The organism is Butyrivibrio sp. NC3005 (genome assembly GCF_000424545.1).
Classification (GTDB): domain Bacteria; phylum Bacillota; class Clostridia; order Lachnospirales; family Lachnospiraceae; genus Butyrivibrio.
The window spans coordinates 1-16,191 of the sequence record NZ_AUKC01000064.1 but is presented as its reverse complement, the minus strand read 5'-3'; the positions used below and the strand labels follow the sequence as shown (position 1 = coordinate 16,191).

Sequence of the window (16,191 nt, the reverse complement as noted above, 5' to 3'; positions counted from 1 at the left end):
GAGCTGTCCTTAGTACGAGAGGACCGGGATGGACGGACCGCTGGTGTATCTGCTGCGAAGCCAATCGCATAAGGCAGGGTAGCCAAGTCTGGCAGGGATAAACGCTGAAGGCATCTAAGCGTGAAGCCCCCCTCAAGATGAGATATCCCCCAGAAATGGGTAAGACCCCTTGAAGAGTACAAGGTTGATAGGCATGAGGTGTAAGTGAAGAGATTCACTCAGCTGACATGTACTAATAGGTCGAGGACTTAACCAAGATAGGAAATAGATTGATTAGTTTAGAATTTCAGTGTTCGGTTTTCAGAGAACAATTTTTTTATGCTTTAAAATAGATAGTTAACAGTAAATGATTCTGCTTGTTTTGAGAATAGTATTTGAACTTGTTTTGTTTGAGTATTATTTTCAAAACAAGCATTTTTTGTTGCATATAACTAACTGTTGACAAAAGGTAGTTTTTAGACTTATAATTCTAAAGATTTCAATAGACTAGATTATGAAAGGAGCAGAATGTGAAAGGTATATTTACAAAAGCCTTTAGAAAAAGTAATGATGGTGAATCTAATAATATTAGAATTGCTATTTCTATATTTTTAGCTACTATAATATTACTTACAGTATTCTGCTCTTTTTTGTTTATTTCTGTTGAATCTACACATCATTGCAATGATGATAGTTGTCCAATATGTAATTGTATAGAAGTGTGTAATAGTGCAATTACACGTATTGGCTCAGGTCTTTCTTTCACTGTTATTGCATTGCATGTAGTTCTGGAATTATTATCTATTTCTAAAAGTCGAGATAATAATTATTCTTATTCACTTTCTCCAATTGAACAAAAGGTTCGAATGAACAATTAAGCTATTCTAAATATTTATGACTTCTTACTGAGATTTAAGATAATCATCAGCAAGGATTTTTTCTTGTAGGACAAAATATGGATACGGTATTTTGTCAAATTTAATGAAAAATACATTGATTAGTTTGTCATAATATTTCTCATATTCTAATAGGTTTTAATTTCTATTCAAAGATTGTAAGAGGTAATTTGTCACTGATTTCAGTAATAAAAACAACTGAAAGTGAGCGTGGTTATTCTTTATTATCGAATAGGAATGAACGTTTGAAGTTGTTAAAGGGTATGTCTAATAGATAAATAGGCACATAAAAAACGAAAATTAAAATTCTACACTAATCAATCTATTGAAATTATATAGGTTCTTGTTTTCATCAGGAAAATCAAGAACCGTACCAGACCAAAATTTGTCGTCAAGAGAAATTTTGTCCTGCGAAGCAGGATTCTTGCTGATGATTATCATAAATCTCAGCAAGAAGTAATACTTACTTTAACAACATTAGGATATATAGACAAATAATCTAAGCATATATTTGGAGGCTTTATATGAAAAATAGAATATTGTCAATTATAGTTTCAATTCTTTTGGGAGCTATTGTTTTAAGTGGGTGCAAAAACTCTGAATCAGCAAATAATTCAAATGATAATGGAGCTGTTCTAGGAGCGAGCAAAGATGGAGTAGCAAAAGATTTAAAGTCGATTTCAATTGTTTGTACTAATTTCCCTGAGTACGACTTCGCCAAGCAGATTACAGGTGATAAAGGTGATGTGACATTGCTACTAAAACCTGGTGCAGAAAGTCATACTTTTGAACCTACACCGCAAGATATTATTAAAATACAGAATTGCGATTTGTTTGTGTATGTGGGGGGAGATTCAGATGAATGGGTTGATGGAGTCCTAGAATCTATGGACACAAGCAAAATGACAGTTTTTAAGCTTATGGATCAGGTTGATTTGGTTGAAGAAGAGTTAGTTGAAGGTATGGAAGAAGAAAAGGAAGACGATGATTCTGAGAAGGATGCAGATAGTCATGAAGAAAAAGAGCAGGATGAAGGGGAAAATGAAGAAGTAGAGAATGATGAGCATGTATGGACTTCTCCGGCAAATTCAATGACTATAGTCAAGAACATGTGTGATGCTATTGTTTCTATAGATAAGGATAATGCAGATCAATATAGGCAAAATGCAGAAGGATATATAAAAAAGATAAAAAACATTGATGACCAGTTTAAAGATGTAATTAAGAATGCAAAGCGAAAAGAAATAATTGTTGGAGACAGATTTCCTTTCAGATACTTTTGTGATGAGTTTGGTTTGAAATATTATGCGGCATTTCCTGGTTGTTCTACGGATACACAGCCATCAGCAAAGACAATTGCATTTTTGATTGATAAGGTTAAATCTGACAAAATTCCGGTTGTTTTTCACATAGAATTATCGACATCAGGTGAGCAAATGTCAAAAGCTATAGCAGAAGAAACTGGTGCAAAAGTTTTACTTTTAAATGCTGTTCATAATGTTAGTCAACAAGATATGGATAATGGAGCAACATATGTGACACTCATGCAGGAAAATGTAGAAAGTTTGAAGGAGGCTTTGAATTAAAATGAGTTTAATCAGGTGCGATGATGTTAGTTTTTCTTACACTGGAAAAACTGTAGTCAGTAAAGTGTCATTTGAAGTTAATCAGGGAGATTATTTGTGCATCATTGGTGAAAATGGCGCTGGAAAGAGCACTCTGATTAAAGGAATTCTTCATCTAAAAAAATCATCGTCAGGGAAAATAGAATATGGAGATGGATTATTAGCAAATGAAATAGGATATCTTCCGCAACAAACAATATCACAAAAGGATTTTCCTGCAAATGTTAAAGAAGTGGTTATGTCTGGATGTCTTAATAAGCTGAAAAACCATTTGTTTTACACAAAAGAGTGTAAAGAAAAGGTTCAAGAAAATATGGAATTGTTGGGAATTGCGGATTTATCGAAGAAAAGTTATAGAGAGTTATCTGGGGGACAACAGCAAAGAGTTTTACTGGCTAGGGCATTGTGCGCTAGCAGTAAAATTCTGCTACTGGATGAACCAGTAACTGGGCTTGATCCTATAATAGGGGTACATATGTATGAGCTTATTAGGATGTTCCATGACAAAAAGAATATGACTATTGTGATGGTTACGCATGATATTCCGGGTGCATTAAATGAAGCAAGTCATATTCTTCATTTGAATGGAGAGCAAAAGTTTTTTGGACTAAAAGAGGATTATTTGAAAAGCGAAGTTAGCACTAATTTTTTAGGAGGATTGGCAATATGAATATAATTATAGAGATGATGTCATATCCTTTTTTAGTCAGAGCTTTTGTAGTTGGTATTATAGTATCAATTTGTGCATCATTGCTTGGAACAAGTCTTGTTCTTAAAAGATATTCAATGATAGGAGATGGTCTTTCTCATGTTGGATTTGCTGCACTTGCAATAGCTTATCCTTTAGGAATAGCTCCGTTATATGTTTCTATTCCGATTTGTATTTTTGCAGCATTTATTCTTTTACAGATAAAAGAAAGTTCAAAAATTAAAGGGGATGCCGCCACTGCACTTATGTGCAGTGGGGCTCTTGCAATTGGAGTTATGACAATTTCACTTACAACTGGTATGAATACAGATGTTTGTAACTATATGTTTGGCAGTATTCTTGCAATGAGTGTGAATGATATGTATATTTCGCTAGGTTTAGGAATATCAGTTCTTATTCTCTATGTATTATTTTATGAAAGAATTTTTGCAGTGACTTTTGATGAAAACTTTGCACTGGCAACGGGTACTAACGCTGACTTTTATAATATGATTATAGCAACGCTAACGGCTATAACGGTTGTTTTGGGAATGAGAATGATGGGAACTTTACTTATTTCAAGTTTGATTGTTTTTCCTTCGTTAACTTCGATGAGAGTTTGTAAAAGATTTAAGACAACTGTCATTTTATCTGCGATTTTATCAATTATGTGTTTTATTATTGGACTTGTTTTTTCATATAAGTATTCGGTTCCAACAGGGGCATGTATTGTAATTATGAATATTATTGTGTTCATTATATTCTACACAGTTGAAAAGTTGAGGGAGAGCAGGTAAGTGGATTATGAGAAATAAAATACTGTGTTATATTGTAATTGTATTTGTAATATTTCTATGTATTTTTATTAAGGCTAGACCATCAAATAGCTTTCACGTGGTTAATAGCGCGAAAGAAGAAAATATGGCAGTAAATAGTCAAATAGATTCTACTGAAAATGGTGGTTATTCGCAAAACTTTTCTGGTAGTAATGGTACCCAGAAGACTGATAGTATAGATAATAGTTCGTCTGTGGCAACAACAGATTCTTTGATTTCATCATTGCAAAATCAGGCAAAAGAAGCAAGTGTTATAGTGGACGAATATCCTTATGATATAGATAAAGATAGAGCCTTATTTAAGAATAAAAAAGTTGATATTAAAGTCGGAGATAAGTTTTATATGACGCAAATAAATGACTGGTATATCAATTTCAAAGATTACGAAGGAAAAGTTGTTGAGATAGAGGGAAAATATATAAGAATTGGTAATTATGATTTTATTGGAAGAAGTGGACCAACATGTCCTTACTGCACAGGAGGTTATGTTGATTTTGAGTTTAAAACGAATGAATCTTTAAAAGATATTGAATCAGAACAGTCTTGGCTTAAAATAATAGGCATTCTAAGAAAAGGTAAAAGTCATATGAGTGACGGGAAAAATCAGGATTTTTACTATATTGAAACAATGAGCTTAGAAAAAATGGATAAAGCTGGAATTGATCCAATTACTGACTAAATAAAATCCTTAATGAAAGGTTTGAGAGTTACTTTATTAAGGATTTGATGCTAGAAAAGCCAATGGATTTAATGGTTTACTTGTTGATAATTAAAATCATTAAAGCTATTGGCTTTTCCTTATAGGTAAATAAGAGTGAAAATGTCGATGATAAAGCATCGAAGTTTTCACTAGAGTAATGAGTCTAGAAGTGAAGAAAATTCTGGCTGCGGCATTGGTCTATACTTAAAGAATCCTTGAACCATGTCACAATCTGCCTCTTTTAAGAAATTCCATTGTTGGATATTTTCAACACCTTCAGCAACGACTTGTGCGTTCAAATCATGTGCAAGGCGAATTGTATCTCTTATTATTGCTTCTGATTTCTGATTTTTTCCAATCTTAGATATGAAACCAATATCCAGTTTTACAACATTGAATTCAAATGTTTCTAGCGTAGAAAGTGAAGACATGCCACTTCCAAAATCATCAAGAAGAATCTGAATTCCATTATTTCTTAGGTTTTCAAGAAAATTAATAGCACTGTTTTCTAAATTTGCATAAGCAGATTCTGTAACTTCAATTTTCAATGGAATTGGATGATATGGTGTATTCATCACATGTTCTATAAGGCTTTCAAGAAGCTTAGTATCATAAAAATCTATTCTTGAAAGGTTAACTGCGCAGGGAACGGTTTTCTTTCCAGAAGCAATTCTGCCTTCAGTAAAATCACGAACTTGGTTCACTATTAGCGAATCTAACGCAGAAATATGTCCGTTTTTTTCGAACAGAGGGATAAATTCGGATGGAGAAATCATTCCATATTCAGGATGATGCCATCTAATTAAAGCCTCCGCGCTACAGATTTTATCAGTTCTCATATCAATTACGGGTTGATAGTAAATCTGAAATTGATATTCATTAACTGCAGAAAGAAAATCAGAAATAAGTACTCTTTGATGTAGATAATCCTGATGAACTTCATTTGTGTATAATGCAAATTTTTGATGTATATCATCACGGATACTTTTTTCTGCAAGTTTTGCTCTATCAAGCATATTGTCAATCGGAATGGTTCGATCAGTGATAGGATAGATTCCAAGGTGTATGGAGAAAACAAAACGTTTATTGTTATCTTCATATGTAAGAGACGAAATAGCTTTTAAATTTTCTGGTGTCAGATTATTGTTATTGATGATAAGAAGGAAATGATCTGCTTCGGAACGCCCCATCAAAAGAGGTTTAAAGCGTTTCTTTAAAATATCACGTTCCCAGAAGATTACTTTATCACCACCGTGCTGACCAAAAAGATCATTAATTGCTTTGAAGCCAAAAATATTAGCATAGACAAGTGAGTATTCTTCTTTGTAGTCAAGTTTGTTAATAACCTTCTCAGCCTGATCTAGAAATCCAATTCTAGCATATTCATTCGTCATCCAATCATGTTCAAGTGCACTTGATATATCTTTAAAAGTATAAAGAATGTGCCTTGAATCGTTGTTCAAAAAATGAGCTCTGAAGATTTTTGCTCTTCTTTGTCCATTAATCATAAAATGAACAGTAACGGTGTAATCATTATTTTTTCGTAAATGATATAATACTTCAGAGATGGAAGTTGATTTAATGAATAATTCTCTTTCTTCTGGCGTAATAAAGTTTTCGCAAATTCTTTCGCAGAATTCTGAAAAATGTCCCATCGTATCAGGTGTTATAGCAGCGCTTTCATATTGAATAGAATTATGAAAAAATTGTATTTTTTCTGTTATAATATCTGCTAAAAGAATAATGTCATAGCCTTCAGACATTATTCCATCCCAGATGCTGGTTCTTGTGCGCAAAATAGAAGGAGGAATTATTCCAGATTTTAAAGGAAGAAGTCTTCCTTCAGAGACAACTTCGCCATTTCCAAAAAATTCAGTTATTCCATTTTCAATACGAATATAGCTTCCATCAGGGATGAGAAAGAAATAATGTGAAAAGCTATCTGGCATAATGCAATCTTTCAAAACATTCTTTCCATCAATCACCAAAGTCTTTAAAAACTCGCTATGAGGTATAAATTGAAATTTTACAAGTCCTAATCCTGTGGGAAAATTGTTAAAATGTGGAGATGTAGCTTCTCCTTCAAGTTCTGGAATCATGTAGCTTACAGAAGAGCAATTCATACTTCCGGCACTTAAAGCAATTATAATTCCGTCAAATGATTTCAAAGCACTTCTCAAATGACATTCTTTCATAAATCTGTTCTGAGTAGGAGCGTGACCTCCAGCTAGAAATAGAACATCAGTATGCGATAGAGCTTCATCAATAGAATCTTTTGAACGGTGATCATAGACGGATACATTTCCCGTAGTTAAATTGGCACTATTTAATACATCAATTAGTTTTGCACATGCATTATCGGACATTGCATAATTATCAGGGTCACTTGAGAAAAATAACAAATTTAAATTATCTTTCCATACTTCTCGAAGACGAGCAGAAAAGCCATTTCTATGTATAAGTCGATATTCTTTCCGTGAATCGTTACTAGTTTCAAGCGGATCATATTCTATAAAGCTGCTTGTGAGAAAAGTGATCATCTAGGATACCTCAAGTATTATAAAATAGTTTAAAAATGTCACTGCGTTTCAAAAACTACGCGAACTGGGCATTAAAAAAGCTTTTTCTTGGATCAGTTTGCCAATTGACTTTTGTTCTCACGAAATTCGCAGTAAATGTGAGTTTTTGAATATAAGTGACAAGAAGTCATGACTTCTTGCTGAGATTTAGGATAATCATCAGCAAGAATCCTGCTTCGCAGGACAAAATTTGTCTTAACGACAAATTTTGGTCTGGTACGGTTATTGATTTTCCTGATGAAAACAATAACCTATACTTTATTGTTTTAATATAGTCCGTTTTACTGTTTGTATATTTCGTCGCAGACACGCTTTCGCTTGACTATAAACGTAGTGGTACGTAATGCGCTAAAAAACAGCGCCTAAGTAAATGCGGCATAATTTAAACACTTTTAAATTATGCCGTCTGCCGTAGGCAGATTTAAAGGCATTATTTATGCCTTTAAACCCCAGACCAACGTTTATAAACAGTTCTGCTCATGAAATATTACAAGCCAGTAAAACTAATCTACTAAATATTCAAAACAAAAATCTATAGTTTCTAATGCACACTAGGTTATTATAACACGAAATTTAAGATTTTTTACAATTGAATTAAAAAAATTTAAAAACGCTGTTTTGATTAAAAATAATGAATTTTTTTTACATTGACTAATTGGTAATTAACCAATACAATCTATAAATGGCATTATAAGAGATTAAACAAAATAACGATAAAAGTAAGGATTGGGTAGCTTTACTTCTTATTAAAAAATTTAGAGTATTTTTGTTTTGACTATTAAAAGTAAATTAAATGCCGGAATATATAACGCTAGTGGGGTCAATTGAATAATGAACATTTTTTTTGTAGGAAACACATCTGCTCTTTCCTCTGATTTTTATGACAAATTTTTGCCTGAAAATCGGTGCGTAGTATACGGAAAGTGTAAGAACCTAAGAAGAAAGAAACATATTAAGGTCTATGAACCTGAAATAGTTTCGGATATTAATGACATTTATCAATCTGGAAATTTTGATATGACAATCTATATTTCCAAAGCCATCGGAGGAGCTGTTCAGCTCTTTGACGAATTAGAAAATCTTGAACAAAACATCTATTATAGTAGAAAGAATCGTGTAAAAAACTTCCTTGTAGTAGCATCAAATGATACAAAGCGCGAATTATTGCAAGATACGAATAAAAGTAGAGGTAGACGACTTTTATTGGAGACGGGCGAAAAGCTTCTTTTGACTAATGCTTCTGAAAATATGCATGTAAGTCTGTTGCGTGTGCCATATTTATATTCAACATCTGAGAATAAATGGCAGCTTGAAAATTGGTTTAAAGATGGTATTGAAAATAAAAAAATCACATTTAGAGTGCCGAAAGAAACAGAAACATCATTCTTACATGATGCTGATTTAGGTGAGCTTATAGCGCGTATAGCAGATGCTCCTCCTTCTACTAATAAGTTTGTTGCTAATGTTGAGGGCGGATATAGTTGCAGCATTTCTGAACTTGAAGAAAATATTTCAAGAGTTATTCCTGGAATTAGTTTTGAATATGTTGAAAAAGATGATGAAATTCCTTGCGTGGTTGCGGATGATACTGTAGAAAAGCACTATTCATGGAAGCCTAAACATAAACTTGCTGATGAGTTTAATGTTATTGCCGAGAATTCTGAAAAAGCATATAAGGAAAAAGTAAGAAAGAAAAAAAAATTTGCTATAAGCCAAAAGTTTAAGAGTATTGTGAGAATAACTGTAGAAACATTTGTTCTAACATTTATTGCAGAGTATTTAAATGCGAAGATAAAGAACAATATTTCTCTTCAGTTCATGGATTTCAGACTTATTGCAGTTCTTATTATAGGAACGATGAATGGAATGATCCCGGGACTTTTTGCAGCGACACTTACAAGTATAGGATATTTATTAACAAGTGGTGATAAATTCAGTTTTCAGCTTATTTTGTTTGATGTAATTAACTGGTTGCCTTTTGCGGCATATTTCCTTCTTGGTGCAGTTACCGGATATGAGAGAGACAAGCATGAAGATAGAATTCGAAATACCAGAGAAGAATACGAAGTACTGGAAAAAAAGTATAGCTTTTTAAATAATGCTTATAGTGAAGTATTAGATAGTGCTAATCGTTATAACAAGCAGATTTTGGGATATCAGGATAGCTATGGCAAGATTTATCAGGTTGTACGTCATCTTGATGTGCAGATGCCAGATAGAATTGCATATGAATCTATTTTGTCACTTGAAAACATTTTAGGAAATAATTCAGTAGCGCTTTACTATATTGGTGAAAACAATAATTTTGCCAGACTTGTGGCATGTTCAAAGTCTGAAAGCGGATTTTTGAATAAATCAGTGGACTTAAAGAGATATTCCAAATGTTTCGAGAAATTCAGAGAAGGAGAAATGTTCATAAATAATGAAAGTTTGAAAGAATATCCTGCGTATGCAATGCCAATTGCAGAAAATGGAAATATTATTGGAATGATAACGGTTGAACATGCCCAGAATGATGAAATGAGTGTTGAGTTTGCTAACAAGATGTTTATTGTATCAAATCTTGTTAATTCCTTCCTTGTAAAAGCATTGAAAGATCGAGCTGATAGATCTAAATATGTGGGCGATACAATGATTTTGAAACATGAAGAATTTGCAGAGGTTGTAAAGGCTCATGAGAAGATGTACGAAAAGAGTTTTGCTGATTATTCACTTCTAAAGATTGAAAACGGTGAGGAAAATCTGAAGGATATTTCAGAAAAATTAGAAAGAATTATTCGTGCAAATGATATGCTTGGACTGGGAAAAAATGGTGAGTTGTATTTGCTTCTTATGCAGTCAGGTTTACTTGGTTATAAGCGTGTAACAAACTGCATGGATGAGATGGGAATTAAATATGAAAAGGCAAGGGAGCTGTCACAATGATGTATTTTTTAATAATTCATGCCTTATTATGTGCTTCTGTGATTTTTTTACACATAAATAAGAAGATAAATGTTGAAGAGCATATGTTTCCGATAGTTTTGCTGGTTCCTTTTGTTGGTTTTTCAATTGTTATGGTGCAGGTGTTCACGGGGGCAAAAGAAAAATTGCAAATTGAAGAAGATGATGTTAGCCGCTTTAAAATAGAAGATGTTCGCTACAAAAAGATATCTCTTCCTGATAACAAAAATGTTGAACAGACGATACCTCTTGAAGAAGCTATAATTCTTAATGATTCAAAAATAAAGAGAACTCTTATGATGGATGTTCTTAGAAACAAACCTGATAATTATGTCGATATTTTGGAAATGGCTAGTCTTTCTGATGATACGGAAATTTCGCACTATGCTACAACTTCTATGACTTTAGTACAGGAAGATTTTGAGAAAAAAATTAGCTTATTAGAGAAAAAAATAGAAGAAAATAGTAATAATACTCAGTTTTTGGAAAACTATATGTTGTCTTTGAGAAAGTATTTGGAAAGTGGATTTTTGTCCGGACAAATCCTGACGATTTATCAGAAGAAAATGCAGAATGTATTAGATAAGCTGGTTAAGATCAATCCTGATAGCAAAGAGTATTTACTCGAGTTTATAAAGACTAAAATTGCAACCAGAGATTATGAAGGATGTCTCGAAATGATAAAAAGCGCAGAGAATAAATGGGGCGATGATGAATCTGTTTACAGAATTTATATAGAATATGCTGCAGCTAGGCATGATTCTAAGCTTATCAAAGAAATATTGGATATGATAGAACAAAGGAATGTATATCTTTCCAGTAATGGAAAAGAATGGTACCGTTTCTGGGAAGGCATGGTATATGAGATTTAGTGATTTTTTAAAAAGTAAATCAGGTAGAAATAGGCACAATAGCTGGATGAGAATTTTAATTCCAATTAGTGCACTTTTTATATTTACAATGCTTGTTCTGGTAGAAAGAAGAGGAGTGCAGCTAACAGAAGCTTTTTTCAGCAAACCAAAGAAAATCAAAGAATTGGAATATTCTGATCCTGTAGAAGATAATAAAAAATGTCTGCTTGTTACAGATGAATCCGATTTGTATATTAGAAAAATATCTGACGAGATGAAAATTGTGTTAGGTGATATGGAAGTTGGATATACGAAATGTCATGCAGAAGATATTAAATGGAATGAGATTTCTAATTATTCAACGATTATATTTTCTTTTGAAGATTGGGACAAAATCTTAGGACACGAGGAAGAACTTGGAAAGTGGATAAAAAATGGTGGACATTTCATGAACGCCATGACGCCAACACAAGGAGATGTATTTAGAAAACTTTCGAAAGTAATGGGAATCGAAAGCTATACCAGTTATGCCAGTGTAAGAGGTTTAAAAATCCAGAAGGGTATGATAGGAATTAAAGAAAAAAACTCATTCCCTTTTGATATAGATAGTAATGATTCGATGAAAATTTCTATTGATGTTGATTTAAGCAGCAAAGCGGATTGTTATGTTACATCACTTGATGAAACTGTGCCTATTTTGTGGACTTACAATTATGGAAATGGAAGAGTTGCTTTCTTGAATGATACCTTGTCAGGAAAGTTTCAAAGAGCATTTTATTGCTTATCATATTCGCTTTTGGATGATATATCGATTTATCCTGTTATTAACGCATCCGCGTACTATCTGGATGACTTTCCATCACCTATACCAGAGGGAGATAGCAGTTATATTATGCGTGACTATGGCATTGATACTGCGGCATTCTATAAATCTGTATGGTGGCCACAGATTTTAGATTGGGAAAAAAGATATAAGATAAAGCATACAGGTGTAGTAATTGAACATTATACAGATGATGTAACAGGAGAGTTTCCGCGTAATGAAACGACTGCACGATTCATTAGTTTTGGAACAATGCTTCTAAATAATCATGGTGAAATTGGTTTGCATGGGTATAATCATCAGCCGCTTTGTCTCAAAGGCAAAGATGATTATATGCAATATGGTGCATATCAGTTATGGCCATCTTCTAAAGATATGGAAAAGGCAGTTGGTGAGCTTAATTCATTTGTAATGAATCTTTTTCCCGAGGAAACTCCTACAGTATATGTTCCACCGTCCAATATTATGTCTGAATCAGGCAAAAAAGCACTTCTTAAAGCTGCTCCTAATATAAGGATAATTGCTAGTACATATCTTCCAAGTGGAGATAATGAAGCGCTTGTTCAGGAATTTACAGTTGAGAATAATGGGATTATTGATACACCAAGAATTGCTTCAGGTTGTAATATAGATGAATATCAGTATTTAAGTACATTTGCAGAGCTTAATTACCACTTTGTTCAATCACATTTCCTTCATCCTGATGACGTACTTGATCCAGATAGAGGTGCTGAGCTTGGATGGAAGAACATGGTTCAAAATTTCGAACAGTATTTGAAGTATGTGCATAATGCAGCTCCAAATCTTCGTGAGGTTACAGGTAGCGGAATAGGTATGGCAACTGATGTATATCATCATATTTCTGTAAAACGTGAATATGAAGACGGAAAACTAAACGTCTATCTTGGTGGTTTTAGCGAAGAAGCATGGTTTATTATGCGTGTTAACGAAGGAAAACTTAAGAAAACAACAGGATGTGATGTAGAAGAACTTGGTGATGGACTTTATTTGGTTCATGCGACAAAAGATCATATTGTGTTCGATTATGAATAAGGAAGGGATTAGCCTTGAGAGTTTGTTTTATATTAGAAGGTTGTTACCCTTATGTATATGGTGGAGTTTCCAGTTGGACCCATCATTACATAGAGGCAATGCCTGATGTTGAATTTGTCCTTTGGTGCATTGGAGCTAATGAAAAGCAGAGGGGAAAGTTTAAATTTAAACTTCCTGAAAATGTTGTAGAAGTTCATGAGGTGTTTTTAGATAGTGCTGTAAATACAACTGCAAGTAAACGACAAATACGGAAAATGAAGCTTACACCAACACAGAAGCTTGAAGTTAGAAATCTTTTTTCTGGAAAAGAATGTGATTTTGATGTTTTGTTTGATATGTTTCAAAATAAGGAAGTTAATCCTGCTTCGCTTCTTATGAGTTCAGAGTTTTTGCAGATATTAATGAAACAATGCGAAGATAATAGTCCATACACTGCGTTTTCGGATTATTTTTTCAATGTAAGGTCGATGCTTCTTCCAGAGCTTTACCTTATGACTGGAGACATACCTAAGGCTGATATATATCACTGTACATCTACCGGATATGGTGGAATTCTGGGAAGCCTTGGAAAATGGAAGTATAAGAGTCCGCTTATTGTAACAGAACATGGTATTTATACAAGAGAGCGAGAAGAAGAACTTCTTAGAGCAGAGTGGGTTCTTCCGTTTATGAGACAGCAGTGGATAGATTTATTCTACAATTTTTCATCCTGTGCATATAGACATGCCGATGTTGTAACTTCTCTTTTCAATGGAGCAAGGAAAATCCAGGGAGAAATTGGATGTGATCTTGCAAAAACTCAAGTTGTGCCAAATGGAATAAACTACGAAAATTTCTGTGATATTGAAGATAAAGAAGATAACGGATTTGTAGATATCGGTGCAGTAGTTAGAATAGCTAGGATAAAAGATATCAAGACTATGATATATGCTTTTGCCGAATTAAAAATTAGAGTTCCTAATGCAAGGCTTTATATTTTGGGCGATGTTGATGATAAGGAATATAACAAAGAGTGTAGATTATTAGTGGATCAGTTAGGAATTAAAGATATTATTTTTACAGGTGTTGTAAATGTTAGAGAATATCTTCCAAAGTTTGATTTTACAATTCTTACAAGTATATCAGAAGGACAGCCATTGTCTGTTTTAGAGTCGTTCGCAGCCAAAAGAGCTGTAGTAACAACTGATGTTGGATGCTGCAGGGAACTTATAAGTGCAAATGATGGATTTGGGGAAGCTGGATTGTGTGTTCCGCCAATGCATAAAGATCTTTTGGCAGACGCAATGGCAACACTTGCAACAAATCCTGGCTTGTGTAAAAAAATGGGTGAAAATGCAAGGAAGCGTGCTAAAGCTTTTTATACCCAAAAAATGAGCATCTCACAATATAGAGAGATTTATCAGCAGGTTATGAATACAGGAAAGATGTATGAACAAGGAAGGAATATCTGATGGCAGGAATAGGATTTGAATTAAAAAAAGCTTTTCAGAAAAAAGGATTAATAGCAAAGCTAAAAGCATATGGATATTCAGGAATTGTCTGTACTGGTCCAACTATTTTGGGCATTATGATGCTTCTTGGAATTCGTATTATAGGCGAAAAGGCTGGTGCAAGTCATCAAGACCTAAGGCTATTAAATGTAATGGTAACATACACACTTATAGCTTCTCTTTTGATTAACAATCTTTTTGCTATGATAACAACCAGATATACAGCTGATATGATATATATGAACAAGTTGTCTAAGATAATGCCTTCTTTTATTGGAAGCATTAATCTGGAACTTGTCATTGGATTATTATTATATGGCGCATTTTTGTTGAAATCTGGAATAAGCGGTGTAAATATGCTGCTGTGTTTTTTGTTGTTTGGAGAGTTGATAATAGTATGGACAGAGATAACATATCTTACGGCAATTAAGAATTATAGAGGAATTTTAGTAGCTTTTTTCACATCAGTTGCAGCGACCTTTATCGTAGCTGTGATACTAATGACTATGCTTGAAAAAGAAATGTTTGTTTCAGGACTTCTTATTGCTGTATGCTGCGGATATGCAATAATGTCTGTTTGGTATTATGTGCTTTTAACAGATTTTTTCCCTAAAGGAGAAGGAAGTTCCGTAAGCTTTCTGGAGTGGTTTGATAAATATCCGACACTTGCACTTAGTGGAATTTTCACTGAGTTTGGATTATTTGGTCATATCATTATTATGTGGTTTTCCACATCTCATAAGATAGTGCAGGGACTTTTTTATGAAACACCGGTTTATGATATATCTGCGCTTGTTGCGTTTTTATCTATTCTTATTACAACAATAAATTTTGTTACTTCGATTGAGGTAGAGTTTTATCCAACTTATAAGAACTTTATTAGTTTATTAAATGACGGAGGCTCACTTGTTGATATCAAGCTGGCTAAGGTTATGATGCAGAATACGCTTATAAGAGAGCTTACCTATACTTTTATTAAGCAGGTGTTTGCAACTATGATTTTTATTATTATGGGTACAATGCTACTTCCAACGCTTCCTCTTGGATTTACTGAAGATATGCTTGGCATATATAGAATATTATGCTGCGGATATGCTTATTATGCGATGGGAAATTGTCTGATGCTGATTTTGCTATATTTTTCAGATAATAAGAGTGCAATGATTAGTACAGGAATCTTTTGTCTTGTTAGCAATGCTGCATCACTTTTATGCAGTATGATGGGAATAAAGTGGTATGGAATTGGATTTCTTGCGGGAAGTTTCTTGTTTACAATAGCTTCACTGCTTCTTCTTAGACGATTTTTGAATAATGCACTAGAAAATCTTCTGGTATCGCAGCCTATTAGATCAAAGGAAGTAAAAGGAGTGTTTTCTAGACTTCTTAGAAAAACGGGAGTGTGAAGATTTTAAAAGAGCGACTTTTGACAATAATTACTGAAAAATAATACAGCTAAATAAAGATGACAAATAATATCGTTACAGAATATAGTGGGCACAAAGAATAAGTTTGCATTCGAACAGGTTCTTGACTTTCTAAATGGAAGCAAGAACCTGTTTTATGTGCAATTTATTATTGGAACACGTAATAATGCGTAGTTTTGAGTTTACTTGATGAAAACAAAACCTATAGATTTTTGTCACTGCGTTCCAAAAACTACGCAAACTGGCCATTTGAAAAGGCTTCGCCTTGGACCAGTTTGCCACTTGACTTTTGTTCTCACGAAAC

The 16,191-nt window shown here is 33.5% G+C and carries 11 protein-coding genes and 1 rRNA gene; 11 read left to right on the top strand and 1 reads right to left on the bottom strand.

Features of this window, described 5'->3' with window-relative positions:
• From G634_RS0113900 to G634_RS20510, 6 genes are all read left to right on the top strand, one after another.
• Positions 1–256 (top strand): 23S ribosomal RNA (locus tag G634_RS0113900); the annotation flags it as partial.
• 253 nt (positions 257–509) lie between these two features.
• On the top strand, positions 510–857 hold the full coding sequence (locus G634_RS0113895) for a hypothetical protein (protein WP_026505788.1): 348 nt from the start codon (positions 510–512) through the stop codon (positions 855–857).
• A 542-nt stretch (positions 858–1,399) separates the two neighbouring features.
• Positions 1,400–2,461: a metal ABC transporter substrate-binding protein gene (locus G634_RS0113885; RefSeq protein WP_026505787.1), complete on the top strand. Its 1,062-nt coding sequence runs from the start codon at positions 1,400–1,402 to the stop codon at positions 2,459–2,461.
• Between the two features lies 1 nt (position 2,462).
• Complete coding sequence (locus G634_RS0113880) at positions 2,463–3,170, top strand: metal ABC transporter ATP-binding protein (RefSeq protein ID WP_026505786.1); 708 nt, start codon at positions 2,463–2,465, stop codon at positions 3,168–3,170.
• Complete coding sequence (locus G634_RS0113875) at positions 3,167–3,985, top strand: metal ABC transporter permease (protein ID WP_026505785.1); 819 nt, start codon at positions 3,167–3,169, stop codon at positions 3,983–3,985. Before G634_RS0113880 ends, G634_RS0113875 begins: the two co-directional genes overlap by 4 nt.
• Positions 3,986–3,992: 7 nt before the next feature.
• Positions 3,993–4,703, top strand: coding sequence for a hypothetical protein (locus G634_RS20510; protein WP_051234033.1), 711 nt, complete (start codon positions 3,993–3,995; stop codon positions 4,701–4,703).
• Between the two features lie 170 nt (positions 4,704–4,873).
• Here G634_RS20510 and G634_RS0113865 read toward each other — a convergent pair whose 3' ends face one another.
• Entirely contained in the window at positions 4,874–7,264 is a 2,391-nt protein-coding gene (locus tag G634_RS0113865; protein WP_026505784.1) for an EAL domain-containing protein, read from the bottom strand.
• Positions 7,265–8,134: 870 nt separating this feature from the next.
• Here G634_RS0113865 and G634_RS0113860 point away from each other — a divergent pair.
• From G634_RS0113860 to pelG, 5 genes are read left to right on the top strand one after another with little or no spacing between them, the layout of a single operon-like run.
• The gene (locus G634_RS0113860; protein WP_026505783.1) at positions 8,135–10,228 is read left to right on the top strand and encodes a DUF4118 domain-containing protein; all 2,094 of its coding nucleotides are present in this window, start codon (positions 8,135–8,137) and stop codon (positions 10,226–10,228) included.
• Complete coding sequence (locus G634_RS0113855; protein WP_026505782.1) at positions 10,225–11,118, top strand: hypothetical protein; 894 nt, start codon at positions 10,225–10,227, stop codon at positions 11,116–11,118. The genes G634_RS0113860 and G634_RS0113855 overlap by 4 nt, the downstream gene beginning before the upstream one ends.
• Positions 11,108–12,973 carry a DUF2194 domain-containing protein gene (locus G634_RS19380; protein ID WP_051234030.1) on the top strand — a complete coding sequence of 622 codons (1,866 nt, stop codon included), beginning with the start codon at positions 11,108–11,110 and terminating at the stop codon, positions 12,971–12,973. The genes G634_RS0113855 and G634_RS19380 overlap by 11 nt, the downstream gene beginning before the upstream one ends.
• 14 nt (positions 12,974–12,987) lie before the next feature.
• Positions 12,988–14,424, top strand: a complete 1,437-nt coding sequence (pelF, locus tag G634_RS0113845) for a GT4 family glycosyltransferase PelF (protein ID WP_026505781.1) — start codon at positions 12,988–12,990, stop codon at positions 14,422–14,424.
• Positions 14,424–15,866, top strand: coding sequence for an exopolysaccharide Pel transporter PelG (gene pelG, locus G634_RS19375; protein WP_035800212.1), 1,443 nt, complete (start codon positions 14,424–14,426; stop codon positions 15,864–15,866). The genes pelF and pelG overlap by 1 nt, the downstream gene beginning before the upstream one ends.
• The last annotated feature ends 325 nt before the right edge of the window (positions 15,867–16,191 follow it).

Bases quoted from the DNA above. Each gene is read 5' to 3' on its own strand.
- G634_RS0113885 (WP_026505787.1), top strand. From the start codon at position 1,400: ATGAAAAATAGAATATTGTCAATTATAGTTTCAATTCTTTTGGGAGCT.
- G634_RS20510 (WP_051234033.1), top strand. From the start codon at position 3,993: ATGAGAAATAAAATACTGTGTTATATTGTAATTGTATTTGTAATATTT.
- G634_RS0113860 (WP_026505783.1), top strand. From the start codon at position 8,135: ATGAACATTTTTTTTGTAGGAAACACATCTGCTCTTTCCTCTGATTTT.
- G634_RS0113865 (WP_026505784.1), bottom strand. From the start codon at position 7,264: ATGATCACTTTTCTCACAAGCAGCTTTATAGAATATGATCCGCTTGAA.
- G634_RS0113880 (WP_026505786.1), top strand. From the start codon at position 2,463: ATGAGTTTAATCAGGTGCGATGATGTTAGTTTTTCTTACACTGGAAAA.
- pelG (WP_035800212.1), top strand. From the start codon at position 14,424: ATGGCAGGAATAGGATTTGAATTAAAAAAAGCTTTTCAGAAAAAAGGA.
- G634_RS19380 (WP_051234030.1), top strand. From the start codon at position 11,108: ATGAGATTTAGTGATTTTTTAAAAAGTAAATCAGGTAGAAATAGGCAC.
- G634_RS0113855 (WP_026505782.1), top strand. From the start codon at position 10,225: ATGATGTATTTTTTAATAATTCATGCCTTATTATGTGCTTCTGTGATT.
- G634_RS0113875 (WP_026505785.1), top strand. From the start codon at position 3,167: ATGAATATAATTATAGAGATGATGTCATATCCTTTTTTAGTCAGAGCT.